Below are 14185 nucleotides of genomic sequence, written 5' to 3' on the forward strand. Positions count from 1 at the left end.
CACGTCCTTTTTATAGTATTGTAGATGGTGCATTATTTGACAAGAGGGCAATTTGATAGTCACCACCATGAATTTGGTTAAACATTTTGCCTGCTGACGCCAAAAGGTCATTCGCTGCTTCATGTGTTAGTGATGGTCTAAGATAAAAAATATGGAGCGCCTCAGTCGTATCCTCTGTAACGGCTGTCCGTTTAGAATCGACAAATGGAGAACCAAACGCTCCCTTTTCATCACGGCTATAGAGGATTTTGTTAAACGTATTAAAACGACCATTTAAACCCTCATAACCAATGTCTTCGTGGCCAAGAGATATTTCTACGCACCCTTTCATAAGGGCTACATCATATAGACCAATCGGAATTTCATATTGAAGAGAGAAGAAGTTATTTAAATCTACACCAGAATGAAATGGTGTTAAAAAGTTTTGTTTACTAATTCGACGCATAAGGCTTTCTGCTGAGTGACGATAACGATTTGGATCGGCACCTAGCTGTTTCCATAGTGCTCGCCATTCCGCAATACCCTCACGCTGGTTCACTGGAAGGTCCTGCATGTCCAGAAAAAGGTTTTCTTGATACAATTGCATCCGACCTTTAATCATTTGAGGGGATTCTGCTACAACAATTTTGGTATAATGAATAATGCCGATTTTTAGCTCGGGATGTTGTGTTAATAGAGATTCGTTAATGGAAATTTCCAAAGAACATCACCTACTTTATCTATTTCTATTATTGTACCATGTAAGGAGTTGGAAATAAAATGAACATACATGACCTACAACGCGACTTTGTGGCATATGCAATATCCATTGGCGTTGATAAAATAGGTTTTACAACAGCAGCTCCCTTTACAGAATTAAAAAACCGACTGCGTCGTCAGCAGGAGCTTGGCTATCAGTCTGGCTTTGAAGAAAGTGATATTGAAAAACGTACCGAACCCCTGCATTTATTAAATGAGGCAGAGAGTATTGTCTCGATCGCGGTTGCTTATCCCTCACGTATGCAAAATGCACCCATTGGCAAAAGGGGAGCAAGACGTGGGATATTTTGCCGTGCTTCATGGGGAGTCGATTATCATACAGCAATACGTGAACGTTTGAAGTTATTATCTGCTTGGCTTGAGGAGCGTGTCGAAGGTGTTCGTATTGAGTCAATGGTTGATACAGGTGCACTTGTAGACCGTGCAGTAGCAGAACGTGCAGGCATAGGCTGGAGCGGTAAAAACTGTTCGATTATAACACCTGAATTCGGGTCTTATGTGTATTTAGGGGAGCTTATTACCAATATTCCATTCTCGCCAGATAAGCCAATGGAGGATGAATGTGGGGAATGTCGCCTATGCTTGGATGTTTGTCCAACCGGTGCATTAATCCAAGGAGGGCAATTGGATGCACAACGTTGTATTGCCTTCCTCACTCAAACGAAGGGAACACTTCCTGATGAGTTTCGTAACCATATTGGTAATCGTCTCTATGGCTGTGATACATGTCAGACTGTGTGTCCCAAAAATAAAGGGAAAATTAATTGGATTCATGAAGAATTTATGCCAGATCCAGAGCTTGCCAAGCCATTACTAACACCACTATTAACGATTTCTAATAGAGAATTTAAGGCAAAATTTGGCCACGTTTCTGGTTCATGGCGAGGTAAAAAGCCCATTCAACGAAATGCGATCCTCGCCCTTGCTCATTTTAAAGAGGAAGCGGCTATTCCAGATCTTATCAACCTTTTGAAAAACGATGATCGTCCAGTCATTCGAGGCACATCAGCATGGGCTTTAGGTAAGATAGGCGGAGAACAGGCTAAGTCTGCCTTATATGATGCGGAGGCTAATGAGCAGGACGAAGAAGTATTGCATGAAATTCACAAAGGTTTGCAGTTTTTTTATGATGAATGAAGAAAAAACAACTCGACTAAATGAGTAATACTAAAAGAAATTATGACAATAAGGAAGTGTATCGTTATGCCATTGCATATCGTATTATATCAACCAGAAATTCCAGCGAATACAGGAAATATTGCTCGCACTTGTGCTGGTACAAATACTTCATTACATTTAATTCGTCCACTAGGCTTTTCAACCGACGATAAAATGCTAAAACGGGCAGGCTTAGATTATTGGCATAGTGTGAATGTTGTTTATCATGATTCACTAGATGATTTTATAGCGTATTCTAAAGATGGTGACGTATATTTAATCGAAACTTATAGTGATGAGCCGTTCACCACGCATGATTTTAGTGATAAGGAGCGTGACATTTACTTTATGTTTGGGAAAGAAACAACAGGACTGCCGAAAGAATTTGCGTATGAACGTCGCAATATGTGCTTGCGTATTCCGCAAAGTGATCATGTCCGTTCACTCAACTTATCTAATACGGCTGCGATTGTTATATATGAGGCATTACGACAACAAGGATATCCAGGTTTACATTAATAAAAGCAGTTCTCAAATTGTGAGAACTGCTTTTTACTAAAGTTTTAATAATACGACATTTCCAGCTGGGTCCTCGGTTTGGAATCCACCGTCCATATCGATAACAGGTGCACCCATTGCACGAAGGTTTGCTTTCATTATTGATGCTTGTTCTTCATTATCTAAACGCAGTGAGTACGTTTTTAAGCCTACTTGGTTTTCGCCAAGCTTTGGGGCATTTTCTGAGTGCCAAGTGTTTAGGCCAATGTGATGGTGATAGCGCCCTGTAGAAATAAATAATGCCTGAGAACCATAGCGCGCCACAATATCATACCCTAAGCCATTTGTATAAAATTGTTCAGCTTCTGCCAAGTCAGAAACAGATAAGTGAATATGTCCCATGACTGTACCAGCAGGAAGGCCATTCCAATTTCCGTTACCTTCTTCTAAAATCGATCGAATATTTAGTGGCTCTGTCACCATATGCACTTGATCCATATGCCATCCCCATTCATTTTCAGGACGATCTACGTATACCTCAATACCATTATCATCAGGATCATTTAAATAGAGTGCTTCACTGACAGCATGATCAGAAGCCCCAAGATATACTCCTTTTTCATGAAAATGCGTGATAATATTTGCCAAATCACGACGAGTTGGCAAGAGTAGTGCAAAATGATAAAGTCCAGTCGTCCTGTTCAGTTTTTCTTCCACTGTGTTTGGTTGGACAATTGTTAATAGTGCAGTATGTCCATCCGCTGTTAAAGTAGCTTTATGTGATTCTTGGTGTAAAACGTTGAAGCCAATGACGTCTTGATAAAATGCTAAAGAACGTTGTAGATCGCTTACTTTTATTTCAACATTTGTTACATATGTGTTAGGTTTTTCATGGAAATGCATATAGAATACCTCCAGCAAGTTATTTTTATTTATTTAGTTACTTTATGTAAGTTAGTTTATTTTAATAATAGCCTAAAGTCAAGTAAGGAATGTTATTGTTCGACAAAAAAAGAAAATCACTAAGCACATCTAATGCTTAGTGATTTTCTCGAGGTATTATTTATCCGCTTTGTAATCGCCTTCGTACCCAGCAGTAAAAATAGCTGTTAAGAAAGCAACTGTTACACCAATGATTAATAATAATTTCATGGAAGTAACCCTCCTCATGTAATAAAGACATCTCTATTTAGTATAGCCTATCTACTATGAAAATGAAACGACATACCTGAATAAAATATGTCAGAAATGGTTCAAACGTATAGTTATCGGGAAAACTATTAAGGAGGTGATTCATATGAAAAAAAAAGTGCCAAACATTGAAAATGGTACGATGGCGAGAGATATGAAGGAATTAAAAGATTTGGGCAAACAAATGGAACATTTACGTGATGGTCTAGAGCTTGCGGAGGATGAGCGTATTGCCGACCCTATTCAATTGGAAAGTATCGAGGAAAAGGATGAATAGTGGTGAAGAACAGTAGCTTCCTTATTTTTCTTAAATCCAATTTTTTGTATAATGGTACTAGGAAAAAGAAAGGGGTGGTGATTCGTGAATTTACAATCATCGAAAACATTATCAAATGGAGTAGAAATGCCTCGCTTCGGCTTAGGTGTTTATAAAATGACAGATCATGAAGAAACATTACAATCCATCGATACAGCGCTGAAGGTTGGTTATCGAGCTATTGATACGGCATCTTTGTATGGGAATGAAGCAGAGGTAGGAGAAGCTATTCGTCATTCAGGTGTACCACGTGAACATATTTTTGTTACCACAAAAGTATGGAATAATGACCAAGGATATGATGAAACCTTACGCGCTTTTGAAGTATCGCTGAAGAAACTTAATATGGATTACGTAGATTTATATTTGACTCATTGGGCTGTTCCAGAAACATTTGAGGAAACCTATCGTGCCATTGAACGCCTATATGATGAAAAACTAATTCGTGCAACAGGTGTGTCGAACCATCATGAGCATCATTTAGAAAAAATACTGGCAAAGGCCAATATTGCTCCAATGGTTAATCAGGTGGAGATGCATCCATATTTACAACAACAAGCATTAAGCGCATTTTGCCATGAACATCAGATTGCAGTTACTGCATGGTCACCGTTAGGACGAGGTGGGGTACTTGATGATTCTACTATCGTAGAAATTGGCAAGGAGATTGGCAAGTCGGCTGCTCAGGTAGTGTTACGCTGGCATTTACAAAATGACACATTGATTATTCCTAAATCGGTGACACCTAGTCGAATTGCAGAAAATGCCCAGATTTTTGACTTTGAATTAACACAGACTCAAATGGATAAGATAGCGTCATTAAATAGTAATCAACGATTTGGGCAAGATCCTGATCATTTTAAATTTGATTTTTAGTTCTATTAAAAAAATCCCGCTCTCGTAATAGAGAAGCGGGATTTTTGATTATTGCTCGTCCTTGACTGTAATGCGTTTATTTAAAAATGGATGGTCAAATTCTAATTGGATAGCATGGAGTTCATAGTCATCACTAACCGTTTCTCTTGCACCGTACATAGTATCACCAATAATAGGATGGCCGATATAGGCTAAATGGACACGAATTTGATGTGTTCGACCCGTTTCAAGAATCAAATGGACCACACAAGAATTTTTATAGCGTGAAACAACTTCATAATGTGTCACTGCATGCTGTCCAGTTTTGGACACGACACGTCTAGATGCGTGGTGTCGATCTTTACCAATAGATTCGGAAATGGTACCTGATGAGGAGCGTATATTTCCTTGTACTTCTGCCGCATACGTCCGAATAATAGATTTTTCTTCAATCATCCGGTCAAAAATTGATTTCGCTAAAGGATGCTTGGCTACGAGTAATAAACCTTGTGTCCCTTTATCTAGTCGATGGACATGCTCTGCATACATACCACCTTGTTGTTGAATATGTGCCATAACGTGGTTCATACATGTATGGGTATCTCGGTCATCATTAGGGTGCGTTGCCATACCCTTTGGCTTCGATACGATTAAGCAATGATCATCCTCATAAACTATATCAATCGCACAAACAGGGGTTGGTTTATAGCTAGATGCTGGGATTGGGAATGTAAATTTAACAATAGTGCCGACTTGTAAAGGAGTATTCCATTGAACAAGCTCATCATTTTCTAAAGTAATAGCTTTTGCCATACGTAGTTCATGGACGAGCTTTTTGCCTAGTCGCCAATGATTACGTAACAGTTCCTCAATCGTTAAGTGATCTTCATTGAATGTATAAAGAAACATTAATCTTCCTCCGTAGAAAAGACCGTATTCCAAAGGTAGAACACGGTCTCTTGATTATTTTGCAGCTTTTGTAGCTTTTATTAAATAGAAGCTTGCCCCTGCAATTAAAATAAATGCAGTTAATGCTAAAAATGGAATAGTAATAAAGCCTAACCAGTTAATATATTGTCCTGTACATGATACGGCGCCACAAGAAGGGGCATTATCCGCTAAAAAACTAAGCTTTTGAATGCCGTAATGATAGAGTGAGATACAGCCTCCGATAACAGAGAAAACCGCTGTTGTGACAGCAATACGAGCATTTTTTTGTATGAAGGCTACAGTGGCCATAATGACGATAGGGTACATAAAAATACGCTGTATCCAACATAATTTACACGGTTCATAATGACGAATTTCAGAAAAGTATAATGAACCCAGTGTAGCTACAGCAGAAACTATCCATATAAATAATAAGCCATTTTCCTCTTTTTTAGACATATCGATTCTCCCCTTTATAAAAACACTACTTGTACGATTATAGTTGTTCTAGTTTTATATGTAAATTAACTTACGCAAAATAAGGACGATAATTTCAGTCTAAAGTATGAACGGCTAATGAAGACGACCCTAATGCCTTAATGGTATCATTAACAATAGTAATGCTATAGAAGAGGTGTTTTCGTGAAGGAAAATGAGCATTCCAATATAAGTATATTAAAGGAAATTGCAGAGCTATTAAATGAAGAAACTGAAATTGTTACGATGCTAAAAGGGGCCCTTATCAAATTTTTAAATGGCACGAATTTTGAAACAGGCTGGATCTTTTTTATTGACGCAAAGGGACGCTCGGAGCTTGTTGTTCATGAAAATTTACCTGAGGCATTGGAATTTAACAACTGTCATTATTTAAAAAAAGGTGGCTGTTGGTGTGTATCGCGCTATCGTAATGAGGAGCTAAAAAAGGCATCTAATATCATTGAATGTCAACGTATTGAAAGTGCCATTGCAGCTAATGTTGGGGATCATGAAGGAATCACCCATCATGCCACAGTGCCCCTTCAATCTGGACAAGAACGTTTTGGTGTATTAAATGTTGCCTCAAAGGATACGGTACGCTTTTCAGAGGAGGAGCTAGCCCTATTGGAGTCGGTAGCATTTCAGATGGGTTCTGCTATAAAGCGAATTTTACTGACGAAACAAGAGCAAGAAATGGCCCTTGTAAAGGAACGCAACCGTCTAGCAAGAGATTTACATGATTCAGTCAATCAACTATTATTCTCGGTTACGCTAACGGCGAGGGCTGGAATTGAAATGACACAGGATAGCGATGTGAAAGAAACATTTAAAGAGATACAGCATTTAACTCAGGATGCGCTAACAGAGATGCGGGCATTGATTTGGCAGCTACGACCAAAGGGATTGGAAAATGGCCTACTGGAAGCGATAAAAGTATATGCTGAGATGCTTGGCTTAAAATTACATGTTATGGTTTCAGGAGTCCTACAATTTCCATCGCGGATTGAAGAGACATTATTTCGAGTAGCTCAAGAGGCTTTAAATAATGTGAGACGCCATGCAGGTGTTTTAGAGGCAGCACTTTATATTACCGTCACGTCTACAGATATTTTATTAGTTATACGCGATGAGGGACGAGGATTTGTCATTGACAATAATACGAAGCTACTGTCAATGGGCTTACAATCCATTAAGGACCGTGCAAAATCAGTGGGTGGCACTGCCGACTGGGTAAGTGAAATGGGCAAAGGTACGGAGCTGCTGATCCGCTTGCCATACTAAGGGGAGAGGACATGATACGTGTATTAATTGCAGACGATCATCACGTAGTGCGTCGAGGGTTATTGTTTTTCTTAAAGACACAAAAGGATATTGAGGTTGTTGGAGAGGCGAAAAATGGACATGAAGCCGTATCATTAGCAGAAAGTATCCAACCTGACATTATTTTAATGGATTTAGTGATGCCTGAGTTGGACGGCATACAGGCGACAAAGCGCATTAAAGCAAAATTTCCAAAAATAGAGATTTTAATGCTGACAAGCTTTTCAGATCGGGACCATGTTGTCCCTGCAATGGAGGCTGGGGCAGCAGGCTATCAATTGAAAGATATTGAGCCAGATGAATTGGTCTTATCTATTCGTCGTATTATGCGTGGCGAAAATACATTACACCCAGAGGCTACAACGACGCTTGAAATGGATCGCCAGGAGGCACAGAATGCCCCGCATTCGTTAAATCCATTGACACCTCGTGAGCAGGATGTGCTGGCAGAGCTTACAAAAGGGAAAAGTAATCGAGAAATTGCATCCTCATTATTTGTTACAGAAAAAACAGTTAAAACTCATATTTCTAATATATTTACAAAATTACAAGTACAAGATCGTACCCAGGCTGCTCTATATGCAGTTAAACATGGTTTGACAGAGGGTAGTGGTAGCTAAAGCAAAACGACGAGTTTCTACAATATTGTAGGAGCTCGTCGTTTTTAGTTTGGTTATTTACTTTCCACAAACAACTTTTTTGATATCTCTAATAAAGTAGAACTTGGAGCTAATGCTAAATCCTCTTTTAGTTTTTGTTTATACGTTAGGAAAATTTTGTGCGCCTGCTCATGAAGACCTGCCTGAATTAATGTGTATAAATAGTGCTCAAGTTTTTGTTCATTATAGGGATCATATTCTAATAAAGCATGCAAAAATTCTATGGCTTTATCAGTATCTGAAAAGACTGTAGTTTGGAACCCTTTTTCTAATAACTCTATGTATGATTTCGTTAATCTATCCTTATAGGCTTTTGCCCATTCATAATCATCAAATACAAATAAACCATTTTTATAAATTGCTAGACATTGATGAATTAAAGAAATAGAAGGAAATTCTAATCGTGAAAAATCCTCATGAAGTTTTTGAAAATCATATAAGTCACACACGAGGCTTGGTTTTTCAAAGATATAGTATTTATTTGAAAAAACAATACAGTTTTCATAGCCAATCGTATTTAATGTTTTCCTTAAGTACGACAAAGCTGTATGAAGATTTGATTTGGCTCTTACATAATCTAAATCTGGCCAAAGAATTTCAATTAAATAATCTCGGTGAATAGGAATATTTGGATGCAAAATAAAATAAGCAAATAATTCCTTCGTCTTCTCAGTTTTAAATGCTACTAAGCTTTTATTGCTATAAACAGCAAATTGATCAAAGCATTGTACGTTTAATAACGTTTGAGTTGCCTGTTGAAGCATCTGCTGTATAGAAAATTCATGCTCAATACGAGTCACTGTTTTTTCTAAACGAGCATGGCTGATGGGTTTTAATAAATAATCAAGTCCACCAATTTCATAAGCTTGTAAAGCAAATTCATGATGGGAAGTAATAAAAACAACACTGACATGTGGACGCTCTGTTTTAATAATGTCCGCTACTTCAAGTCCAGAAAGTTCTTTGAGTTTTACCTCTAAAAATAGAACCTCAAATTCTATCGAGGGTAGCTCATTAAGAAATACTTCTACACTTGTAAAGGTTTGAATAATTTGTATTTGCTGAAATACTTGTAGTTTATTTTGAAAATAGTGTAAAGCTAAAGGTTCATTGTCTATTAAAACGGCTCGAATCACATCAAACTCTCCTTTTTACAATTAAATTGAAAACCATTAAACTCTAGTTCATTTTGGTTGAAAAGGCTTTCTATATATACTGAAGGGCATGAAAAGTTAAAATCACTTAATTTTCTCTATTAAAAATTTGATACTAAAATAAAGCAATTTATAGTAGGTCTTCCACAGGCGAGAGTTAGTAATCCTGTGGGGGTGTCACATCACGCCAAATCCCTTCTTAGAAAGTATTCGCCGTTCATTATATAGAAGAAAGAAGTTATTTATTTGTGTTAAGAGAATTGAAATAATTGTTTAGGCGTTTATGTATCAAACTATTCTTATAAAAAATTGAAATAGTTTATATTTAGTAGGAACATAAAGCTGTAAGAGATCGACTTTAAAAAGTAATATTTTTTCTTATATTGTAAAAATAGTATAATGATTGTAATAATTAATCAGGCGTAATTATAGTACATTTGTCTTAAATAAAACTAAAAAAGTACTTAAAAAATACTTAAAAATATAGGATGATAGTAATTAAAATGCATTTTGCTGAGAAAAAAATAAGATCTATGAAGAAAGGGGCTTCGCTATGAAATTAGAGCGTCTGCTTACAATGATAATGATATTAATCAATCGAAAAAAGGTTACCGCACAAGAATTAGCAGAAGTATTTAATGTGTCGGTTCGTACTATTTATAGAGATATTGAAACACTTAGCTGTGCAGGGGTACCGGTTATTAGCCAACAAGGGGTGCACGGAGGAATTAGCTTGATAGATGGATATCGTGTGGATAAACAGATTTTAACAAAGGATGAGCTTACATCTCTGACAATTGCCATTAAAAGTGCTTTGACTACCTATGAAGATTCTCATGCAGAAGCTGTTCTTGAAAAGCTAACAAGTATTGCAGATGATCATGTCAAACAATCGATGGACCACCTATTTATAGATCTGAGTCCATGGGGGCCAAATATACTTTTTAAGGAACATATTACGATTTTAAAAAGTGCTATAGAAAATAGGCACTGTGTAAGCTTTACTTATTCGACGACACATGGAGAGTTAACAAGGCGAGTAGTTGAACCGCATACATTGGTTCAAAAAGGGAAGACATGGTATTTATATGGCTATTGCACGTTAAGAATGGACTTTCGTCTCTTTAAATTGGCAAGAATTAAAAACTTAATGCAAGAAGATCTACACTATGAGCGGAGGGAAATTAATTTAAGTGAACTTCCATGGGGGAAAGAATGGTATCAGCCAGAAAACGTAGTGGATTTAGTAATTAGTTTTGATATGGCTGTGACGACATTAGTGGAAGAATCCTTTGGAGTAGAATTTGTTGATCATAAGCAGGCCAAAATTAATATATCTATACCAGAGGATGAGTGGCTGTACGGCTTTTTACTTAGTTTTGGCAATCGCATAAAAGTTATTGAACCACCACACATAAGGGACATACTTCAAAAACGTGCGCAGGAAATTGTTCAATTATATAAAAATCCAGATAATAGTTGACAGACAGTTGTCAGGTTTCCTTTGCTATAGTAAGGACAAATAAAGCGAAGGGTGGAATCAAACATGATGCAAAACTATTGTCAAAGCTGTGGAATGCCTCTAACAGATGCGGCTTTATTAGGAACGGAAAAAGAAGGTCACAAAAATCAAGACTATTGTACATATTGTTATGAGGAGGGGAGTTTTAAACAACCTGATTTAACCGTTGAAGCAATGATTAACATTTGTGTGCCACATCTAAAGGAAGATGGTATGCCTGAAAACGAGGCCCGTCATATGCTTACATCTTTTTTGCCAAACTTAAAAAGATGGAGAAAACAAGAATGGTCAGAACCAAAAATTATAAAAAGAGAGGAATTCCAAATAATAGGAATTTCGACGGAAACAAGCAATGCCAATGAAATGACAGCGCAAGCCAAAATCCCGCAATTATGGCATGATTTTTATGAGCAAACTATTGTTGACCAACTATCTAAGTTGGATAATCAAAGCGTATACGGTTTGTATTCAGATTATGAAACCGATGTAAACGGCAATTATTCCATAACACTTGGTGTAGAAGCCTCATTGAACACAGCACATTCTGATTTAGTCATCAAGACTATTCCAGCAGCCAAATATTTAGTATTCACATCACAGAAAGGAAAAATGCCGGAGATTGTTATCCAAACATGGCAAGAAATTTGGGCATGGTTTGCAAATTCTGAGGTAGAACGAACATATACTGGTGATTTTGAATTGTATGATGAACGTTGTGCAAACCCACAAGAGGCACAGGTGGAAGTTTATATCGCTATTAAATAAAAATAAGTCTCTTACCAATCAATTGGTAGGAGACTTTTCATCGTTTGGAGGGGGAACTATTTCAATATGAGGTTCGATATGCACGAGAACCTGACAAAAACGATTTTCTCGCAAGATGGTACGTTCGATTTCTTCAGTAATGCGGTGACTGTCAAAAACATTTAAATAGGGGTCAACCGTTACGGTTATGTCGATAAAATACATATTACCGTGAGCGCGGCCTTTAAAGTCTAAGAGCTCGATCACACCGTCCACATTACGAATTAGGACTGATAACGTTTCCACTTCATCGATATCAAATGCATCTGTAAGACTTTGAACAGCCTCCCAAAAAATTTCTACTGCTGTTTTAATAATTAAAAAGGCAACGATAAGAGCCGTTAGAGAATCGATAATGGGAAAACCAAAAATTGCACCAAAAATACCTATTGCTGTGCCGATGCTGACAAATGCATCTGAGCGATTATCAAAGGCGGCTGCTTTGACAGCGGAGCTTTTTATTTTTTTTGATAGTGCCAAATTATAGCGATAAACGATATACATGACAGCTCCACTACCTATTGCTACAAATGCTGTTAAGAGGGAAGGAGTTGTTCCAGGTGGTGCCCATAAGCTTTTTAAAGAGTTAATTAAAACCTGGAGACCAACAACAAGCATGATGAATGATGCTACTAAAGAGGCAATGGTCTCAGCACGCAAATGCCCATATTGATGATTGGAGTCGGGCGGTCTTTGAGCAATGCGTAAGCCAATCAAGACGGCAATAGAAGCGATAATATCCGTGGTGTTATTTAAACCATCTGCCTTTAACGCCTCAGAGGTACCGATATAGCCAATCGTTAGTTTGATGGAGCTTAAGATTAAATAAGTACCAATGGATAACCAAGCGCCTTTTTCCCCTTCACGTAAATTTGTATAGAGCTCCATTTTGTTTCCCCCTCGCAAAATTTTCGGACATTAGAAAACGACCCCCTATTTAAAAGGGAGTCGTTTATATCTATTATCACGGTATTAACTCCCACCTATATAAGGTGTGAGGAAAAGTCCATATTTATGAATCTTACTCAGTAACAGCGTCAAATTCATTTGATAAATCACTTTCAGGTAACTTCAGAACTTCTAAGTATAAAATATGGTGACCATCTAATTCTTTTGCAATAAATTCATAACCTTGCTCCTGAATGCTGTCTCCTTCGACTGCATCGAAGCGTTTTGTCATAAACCAACCACCGATAGTATCAATATCATCATCTTCTATGTCAGTACCTAGCATATCATTTACATTTTCAAGAAGCATTTTGGCATCTAAAATAAAATGATTATCTGCTATTTCTTGTACCTCTGGGATTTCATCTTCGTCGAATTCATCTTGAATATCGCCGACAATCTCCTCAATAATATCTTCGATCGTCACTAAACCAGATGTTCCGCCATATTCATCCATTAAAATGGCCATATGAATACGTTCACGTTGAATTTTGAGTAATAAATCGTTAATTTGCGTTGTTTCCATCACTCGAATGATTGGTTGCATATAGTCAATAACTGGTTTATCCCCATTTTTCGGGTCTTTAATGTAAGCGGTTAATAAATGCTTCATATTAACTAAACCAATAATATGGTCTTTATCGCCGTCAATAATCGGATAACGAGTATATTGTTCAACACCCATTAAATCAAATACCTCTTTAATTGTCAGTTCTTTTTCAATGCCGACAATCTCTGTTCGAGGAACCATGATTTCCTTTGCAAGACGATCTGAGAACTCAAAAATACTATTTACATATTCATATTCTGAGTTATTTATTTCTCCACCCTTTAAACTATCCGATAAAATCATACGTAGTTCTTCCTCTGTATGAGCTACTTCTGATTCCGACATCATTTTTAAGCCAAAAAGGCCAGTTAAGCCACGGGCAGACCCGTTTAATAACTTTATGACTGGATACGTAATGTTGTGGAATAAAATTAATGGGCCAGAAAAGTTTAATGTGACAAGTTCTGCTTTTTGGATGGCTAATGTTTTTGGCGCCAATTCCCCAATAACAACATGCATAAACGTTACGATTGAGAATGCAATTATAAATGAAAGGATAGATGTTATACTACCATTCAAATTTAGAAATTCAAACACTGGGTGCAAAATAATTTCAAATGTAGGTTCACCTAACCAACCTAAACCAAGTGCAGTGATGGTAATACCTAACTGACATGCAGATAAGTACTCATCTAAATCTGAAACAACACGTTTTGCATTTTTCGCCTTCTTATGCCCTTCTGCGAGCAATTGATCAATGCGGGTAGTTCTCACTTTAACGATTGCAAATTCTGTTGCAACGAAAAATCCTGTCATTATAATTAGTAGGGCGAATGCCGCCAACCTAATGGTTATCTCCAATATGTCTCCGTCCAAATAATTCCTTTGTTCCCGCCCAAATGAGGGAAGTAAACAAAGTGTACACCTCCTATGATTTAAAAAATTGTTGGATGTTTCAATAATAAATTATTTAATAGAAAAACACAAATATTGACAACAACTTTTTATGTTCATATTCTATCCATGTAAAAAGTAGCTAGATTC

Annotated in this window: 15 protein-coding genes; 8 read left to right on the forward strand and 7 right to left on the reverse strand. The window is 37.3% G+C overall.

Features of this window, described 5'->3' with window-relative positions; genetic code table 11:
• Positions 1–10: 10 nt before the first annotated feature.
• On the reverse strand, positions 11–700 hold the full coding sequence (locus C9J29_RS19785) for a B3/B4 domain-containing protein (protein WP_089987048.1): 690 nt from the start codon (positions 698–700) through the stop codon (positions 11–13).
• Positions 701–759: 59 nt separating this feature from the next.
• On the opposite strand from C9J29_RS19785, the gene queG reads away from it, so the two are divergent.
• Positions 760–1896, forward strand: a complete 1137-nt coding sequence (queG, locus tag C9J29_RS19790; protein ID WP_089987047.1) for a tRNA epoxyqueuosine(34) reductase QueG — start codon at positions 760–762, stop codon at positions 1894–1896.
• Between the two features lie 66 nt (positions 1897–1962).
• Positions 1963–2436, forward strand: coding sequence for a tRNA (uridine(34)/cytosine(34)/5-carboxymethylaminomethyluridine(34)-2'-O)-methyltransferase TrmL (gene trmL, locus C9J29_RS19795; RefSeq protein ID WP_008173417.1), 474 nt, complete (start codon positions 1963–1965; stop codon positions 2434–2436).
• Positions 2437–2472: 36 nt separating this feature from the next.
• Here the strand turns inward: trmL and C9J29_RS19800 are convergent, their stop codons facing one another.
• The gene (locus tag C9J29_RS19800; protein ID WP_090003249.1) at positions 2473–3318 is read right to left on the reverse strand and encodes a VOC family protein; all 846 of its coding nucleotides are present in this window, start codon (positions 3316–3318) and stop codon (positions 2473–2475) included.
• Positions 3319–3712: 394 nt separating this feature from the next.
• On the opposite strand from C9J29_RS19800, the gene C9J29_RS24410 reads away from it, so the two are divergent.
• Both C9J29_RS24410 and C9J29_RS19805 read left to right on the forward strand, forming a co-directional pair.
• On the forward strand, positions 3713–3883 hold the full coding sequence (locus tag C9J29_RS24410; RefSeq protein ID WP_008173412.1) for a hypothetical protein: 171 nt from the start codon (positions 3713–3715) through the stop codon (positions 3881–3883).
• Positions 3884–3967: 84 nt separating this feature from the next.
• On the forward strand, positions 3968–4798 hold the full coding sequence (locus tag C9J29_RS19805; RefSeq protein ID WP_008173410.1) for an aldo/keto reductase: 831 nt from the start codon (positions 3968–3970) through the stop codon (positions 4796–4798).
• 48 nt (positions 4799–4846) lie between these two features.
• Here the strand turns inward: C9J29_RS19805 and C9J29_RS19810 are convergent, their stop codons facing one another.
• Together C9J29_RS19810 and C9J29_RS19815 are read right to left on the reverse strand one after the other, a co-directional pair.
• Positions 4847–5686, reverse strand: a complete 840-nt coding sequence (locus C9J29_RS19810) for an RluA family pseudouridine synthase (protein ID WP_036120414.1) — start codon at positions 5684–5686, stop codon at positions 4847–4849.
• A gap of 54 nt (positions 5687–5740) precedes the next feature.
• Positions 5741–6166, reverse strand: a complete 426-nt coding sequence (locus C9J29_RS19815) for a disulfide formation protein C (RefSeq protein WP_008173406.1) — start codon at positions 6164–6166, stop codon at positions 5741–5743.
• A gap of 183 nt (positions 6167–6349) precedes the next feature.
• Here C9J29_RS19815 and C9J29_RS19820 point away from each other — a divergent pair, with 183 nt between their 5' ends.
• Both C9J29_RS19820 and C9J29_RS19825 read left to right on the forward strand, forming a co-directional pair.
• The gene (locus tag C9J29_RS19820; protein ID WP_008173404.1) at positions 6350–7465 is read left to right on the forward strand and encodes a GAF domain-containing sensor histidine kinase; all 1116 of its coding nucleotides are present in this window, start codon (positions 6350–6352) and stop codon (positions 7463–7465) included.
• A gap of 11 nt (positions 7466–7476) precedes the next feature.
• Positions 7477–8124: a response regulator gene (locus C9J29_RS19825; RefSeq protein WP_008173403.1), complete on the forward strand. Its 648-nt coding sequence runs from the start codon at positions 7477–7479 to the stop codon at positions 8122–8124.
• Positions 8125–8177: 53 nt separating this feature from the next.
• Here C9J29_RS19825 and C9J29_RS19830 read toward each other — a convergent pair whose 3' ends face one another.
• Positions 8178–9299, reverse strand: a complete 1122-nt coding sequence (locus tag C9J29_RS19830; RefSeq protein ID WP_090003252.1) for a response regulator — start codon at positions 9297–9299, stop codon at positions 8178–8180.
• A 571-nt stretch (positions 9300–9870) separates the two neighbouring features.
• Between C9J29_RS19830 and C9J29_RS19835 the strand changes: the two genes are divergently transcribed.
• Together C9J29_RS19835 and C9J29_RS19840 are read left to right on the forward strand one after the other, a co-directional pair.
• Entirely contained in the window at positions 9871–10800 is a 930-nt protein-coding gene (locus C9J29_RS19835; RefSeq protein WP_107922671.1) for a helix-turn-helix transcriptional regulator, read from the forward strand.
• A gap of 63 nt (positions 10801–10863) precedes the next feature.
• Entirely contained in the window at positions 10864–11604 is a 741-nt protein-coding gene (locus C9J29_RS19840; RefSeq protein ID WP_237068884.1) for a zinc ribbon domain-containing protein, read from the forward strand.
• Between the two features lie 18 nt (positions 11605–11622).
• Here the strand turns inward: C9J29_RS19840 and C9J29_RS19845 are convergent, their stop codons facing one another.
• Both C9J29_RS19845 and C9J29_RS19850 read right to left on the reverse strand, forming a co-directional pair.
• Entirely contained in the window at positions 11623–12531 is a 909-nt protein-coding gene (locus C9J29_RS19845) for a cation diffusion facilitator family transporter (RefSeq protein WP_096364792.1), read from the reverse strand.
• A gap of 133 nt (positions 12532–12664) precedes the next feature.
• Positions 12665–13984: a hemolysin family protein gene (locus C9J29_RS19850; protein ID WP_170844181.1), complete on the reverse strand. Its 1320-nt coding sequence runs from the start codon at positions 13982–13984 to the stop codon at positions 12665–12667.
• Positions 13985–14185 lie beyond the last annotated feature (201 nt).

Source organism: Lysinibacillus fusiformis (assembly GCF_003049525.1).
Classification (GTDB): Bacteria; Bacillota; Bacilli; order Bacillales_A; family Planococcaceae; genus Lysinibacillus; species Lysinibacillus fusiformis.

What these genes read in the sequence shown, in the direction of transcription:
- C9J29_RS19840 (WP_237068884.1), top strand. Translation starts at nt 10,864, where the DNA reads ATGATGCAAAACTATTGTCAAAGCTGTGGAATGCCTCTAACAGATGCG.
- C9J29_RS19845 (WP_096364792.1), bottom strand. Translation starts at nt 12,531, where the DNA reads ATGGAGCTCTATACAAATTTACGTGAAGGGGAAAAAGGCGCTTGGTTA.
- C9J29_RS19800 (WP_090003249.1), bottom strand. Translation starts at nt 3,318, where the DNA reads ATGCATTTCCATGAAAAACCTAACACATATGTAACAAATGTTGAAATA.
- C9J29_RS19825 (WP_008173403.1), top strand. Translation starts at nt 7,477, where the DNA reads ATGATACGTGTATTAATTGCAGACGATCATCACGTAGTGCGTCGAGGG.
- C9J29_RS19810 (WP_036120414.1), bottom strand. Translation starts at nt 5,686, where the DNA reads ATGTTTCTTTATACATTCAATGAAGATCACTTAACGATTGAGGAACTG.
- C9J29_RS24410 (WP_008173412.1), top strand. Translation starts at nt 3,713, where the DNA reads ATGAAAAAAAAAGTGCCAAACATTGAAAATGGTACGATGGCGAGAGAT.
- queG (WP_089987047.1), top strand. Translation starts at nt 760, where the DNA reads ATGAACATACATGACCTACAACGCGACTTTGTGGCATATGCAATATCC.
- C9J29_RS19815 (WP_008173406.1), bottom strand. Translation starts at nt 6,166, where the DNA reads ATGTCTAAAAAAGAGGAAAATGGCTTATTATTTATATGGATAGTTTCT.
- C9J29_RS19835 (WP_107922671.1), top strand. Translation starts at nt 9,871, where the DNA reads ATGAAATTAGAGCGTCTGCTTACAATGATAATGATATTAATCAATCGA.
- trmL (WP_008173417.1), top strand. Translation starts at nt 1,963, where the DNA reads ATGCCATTGCATATCGTATTATATCAACCAGAAATTCCAGCGAATACA.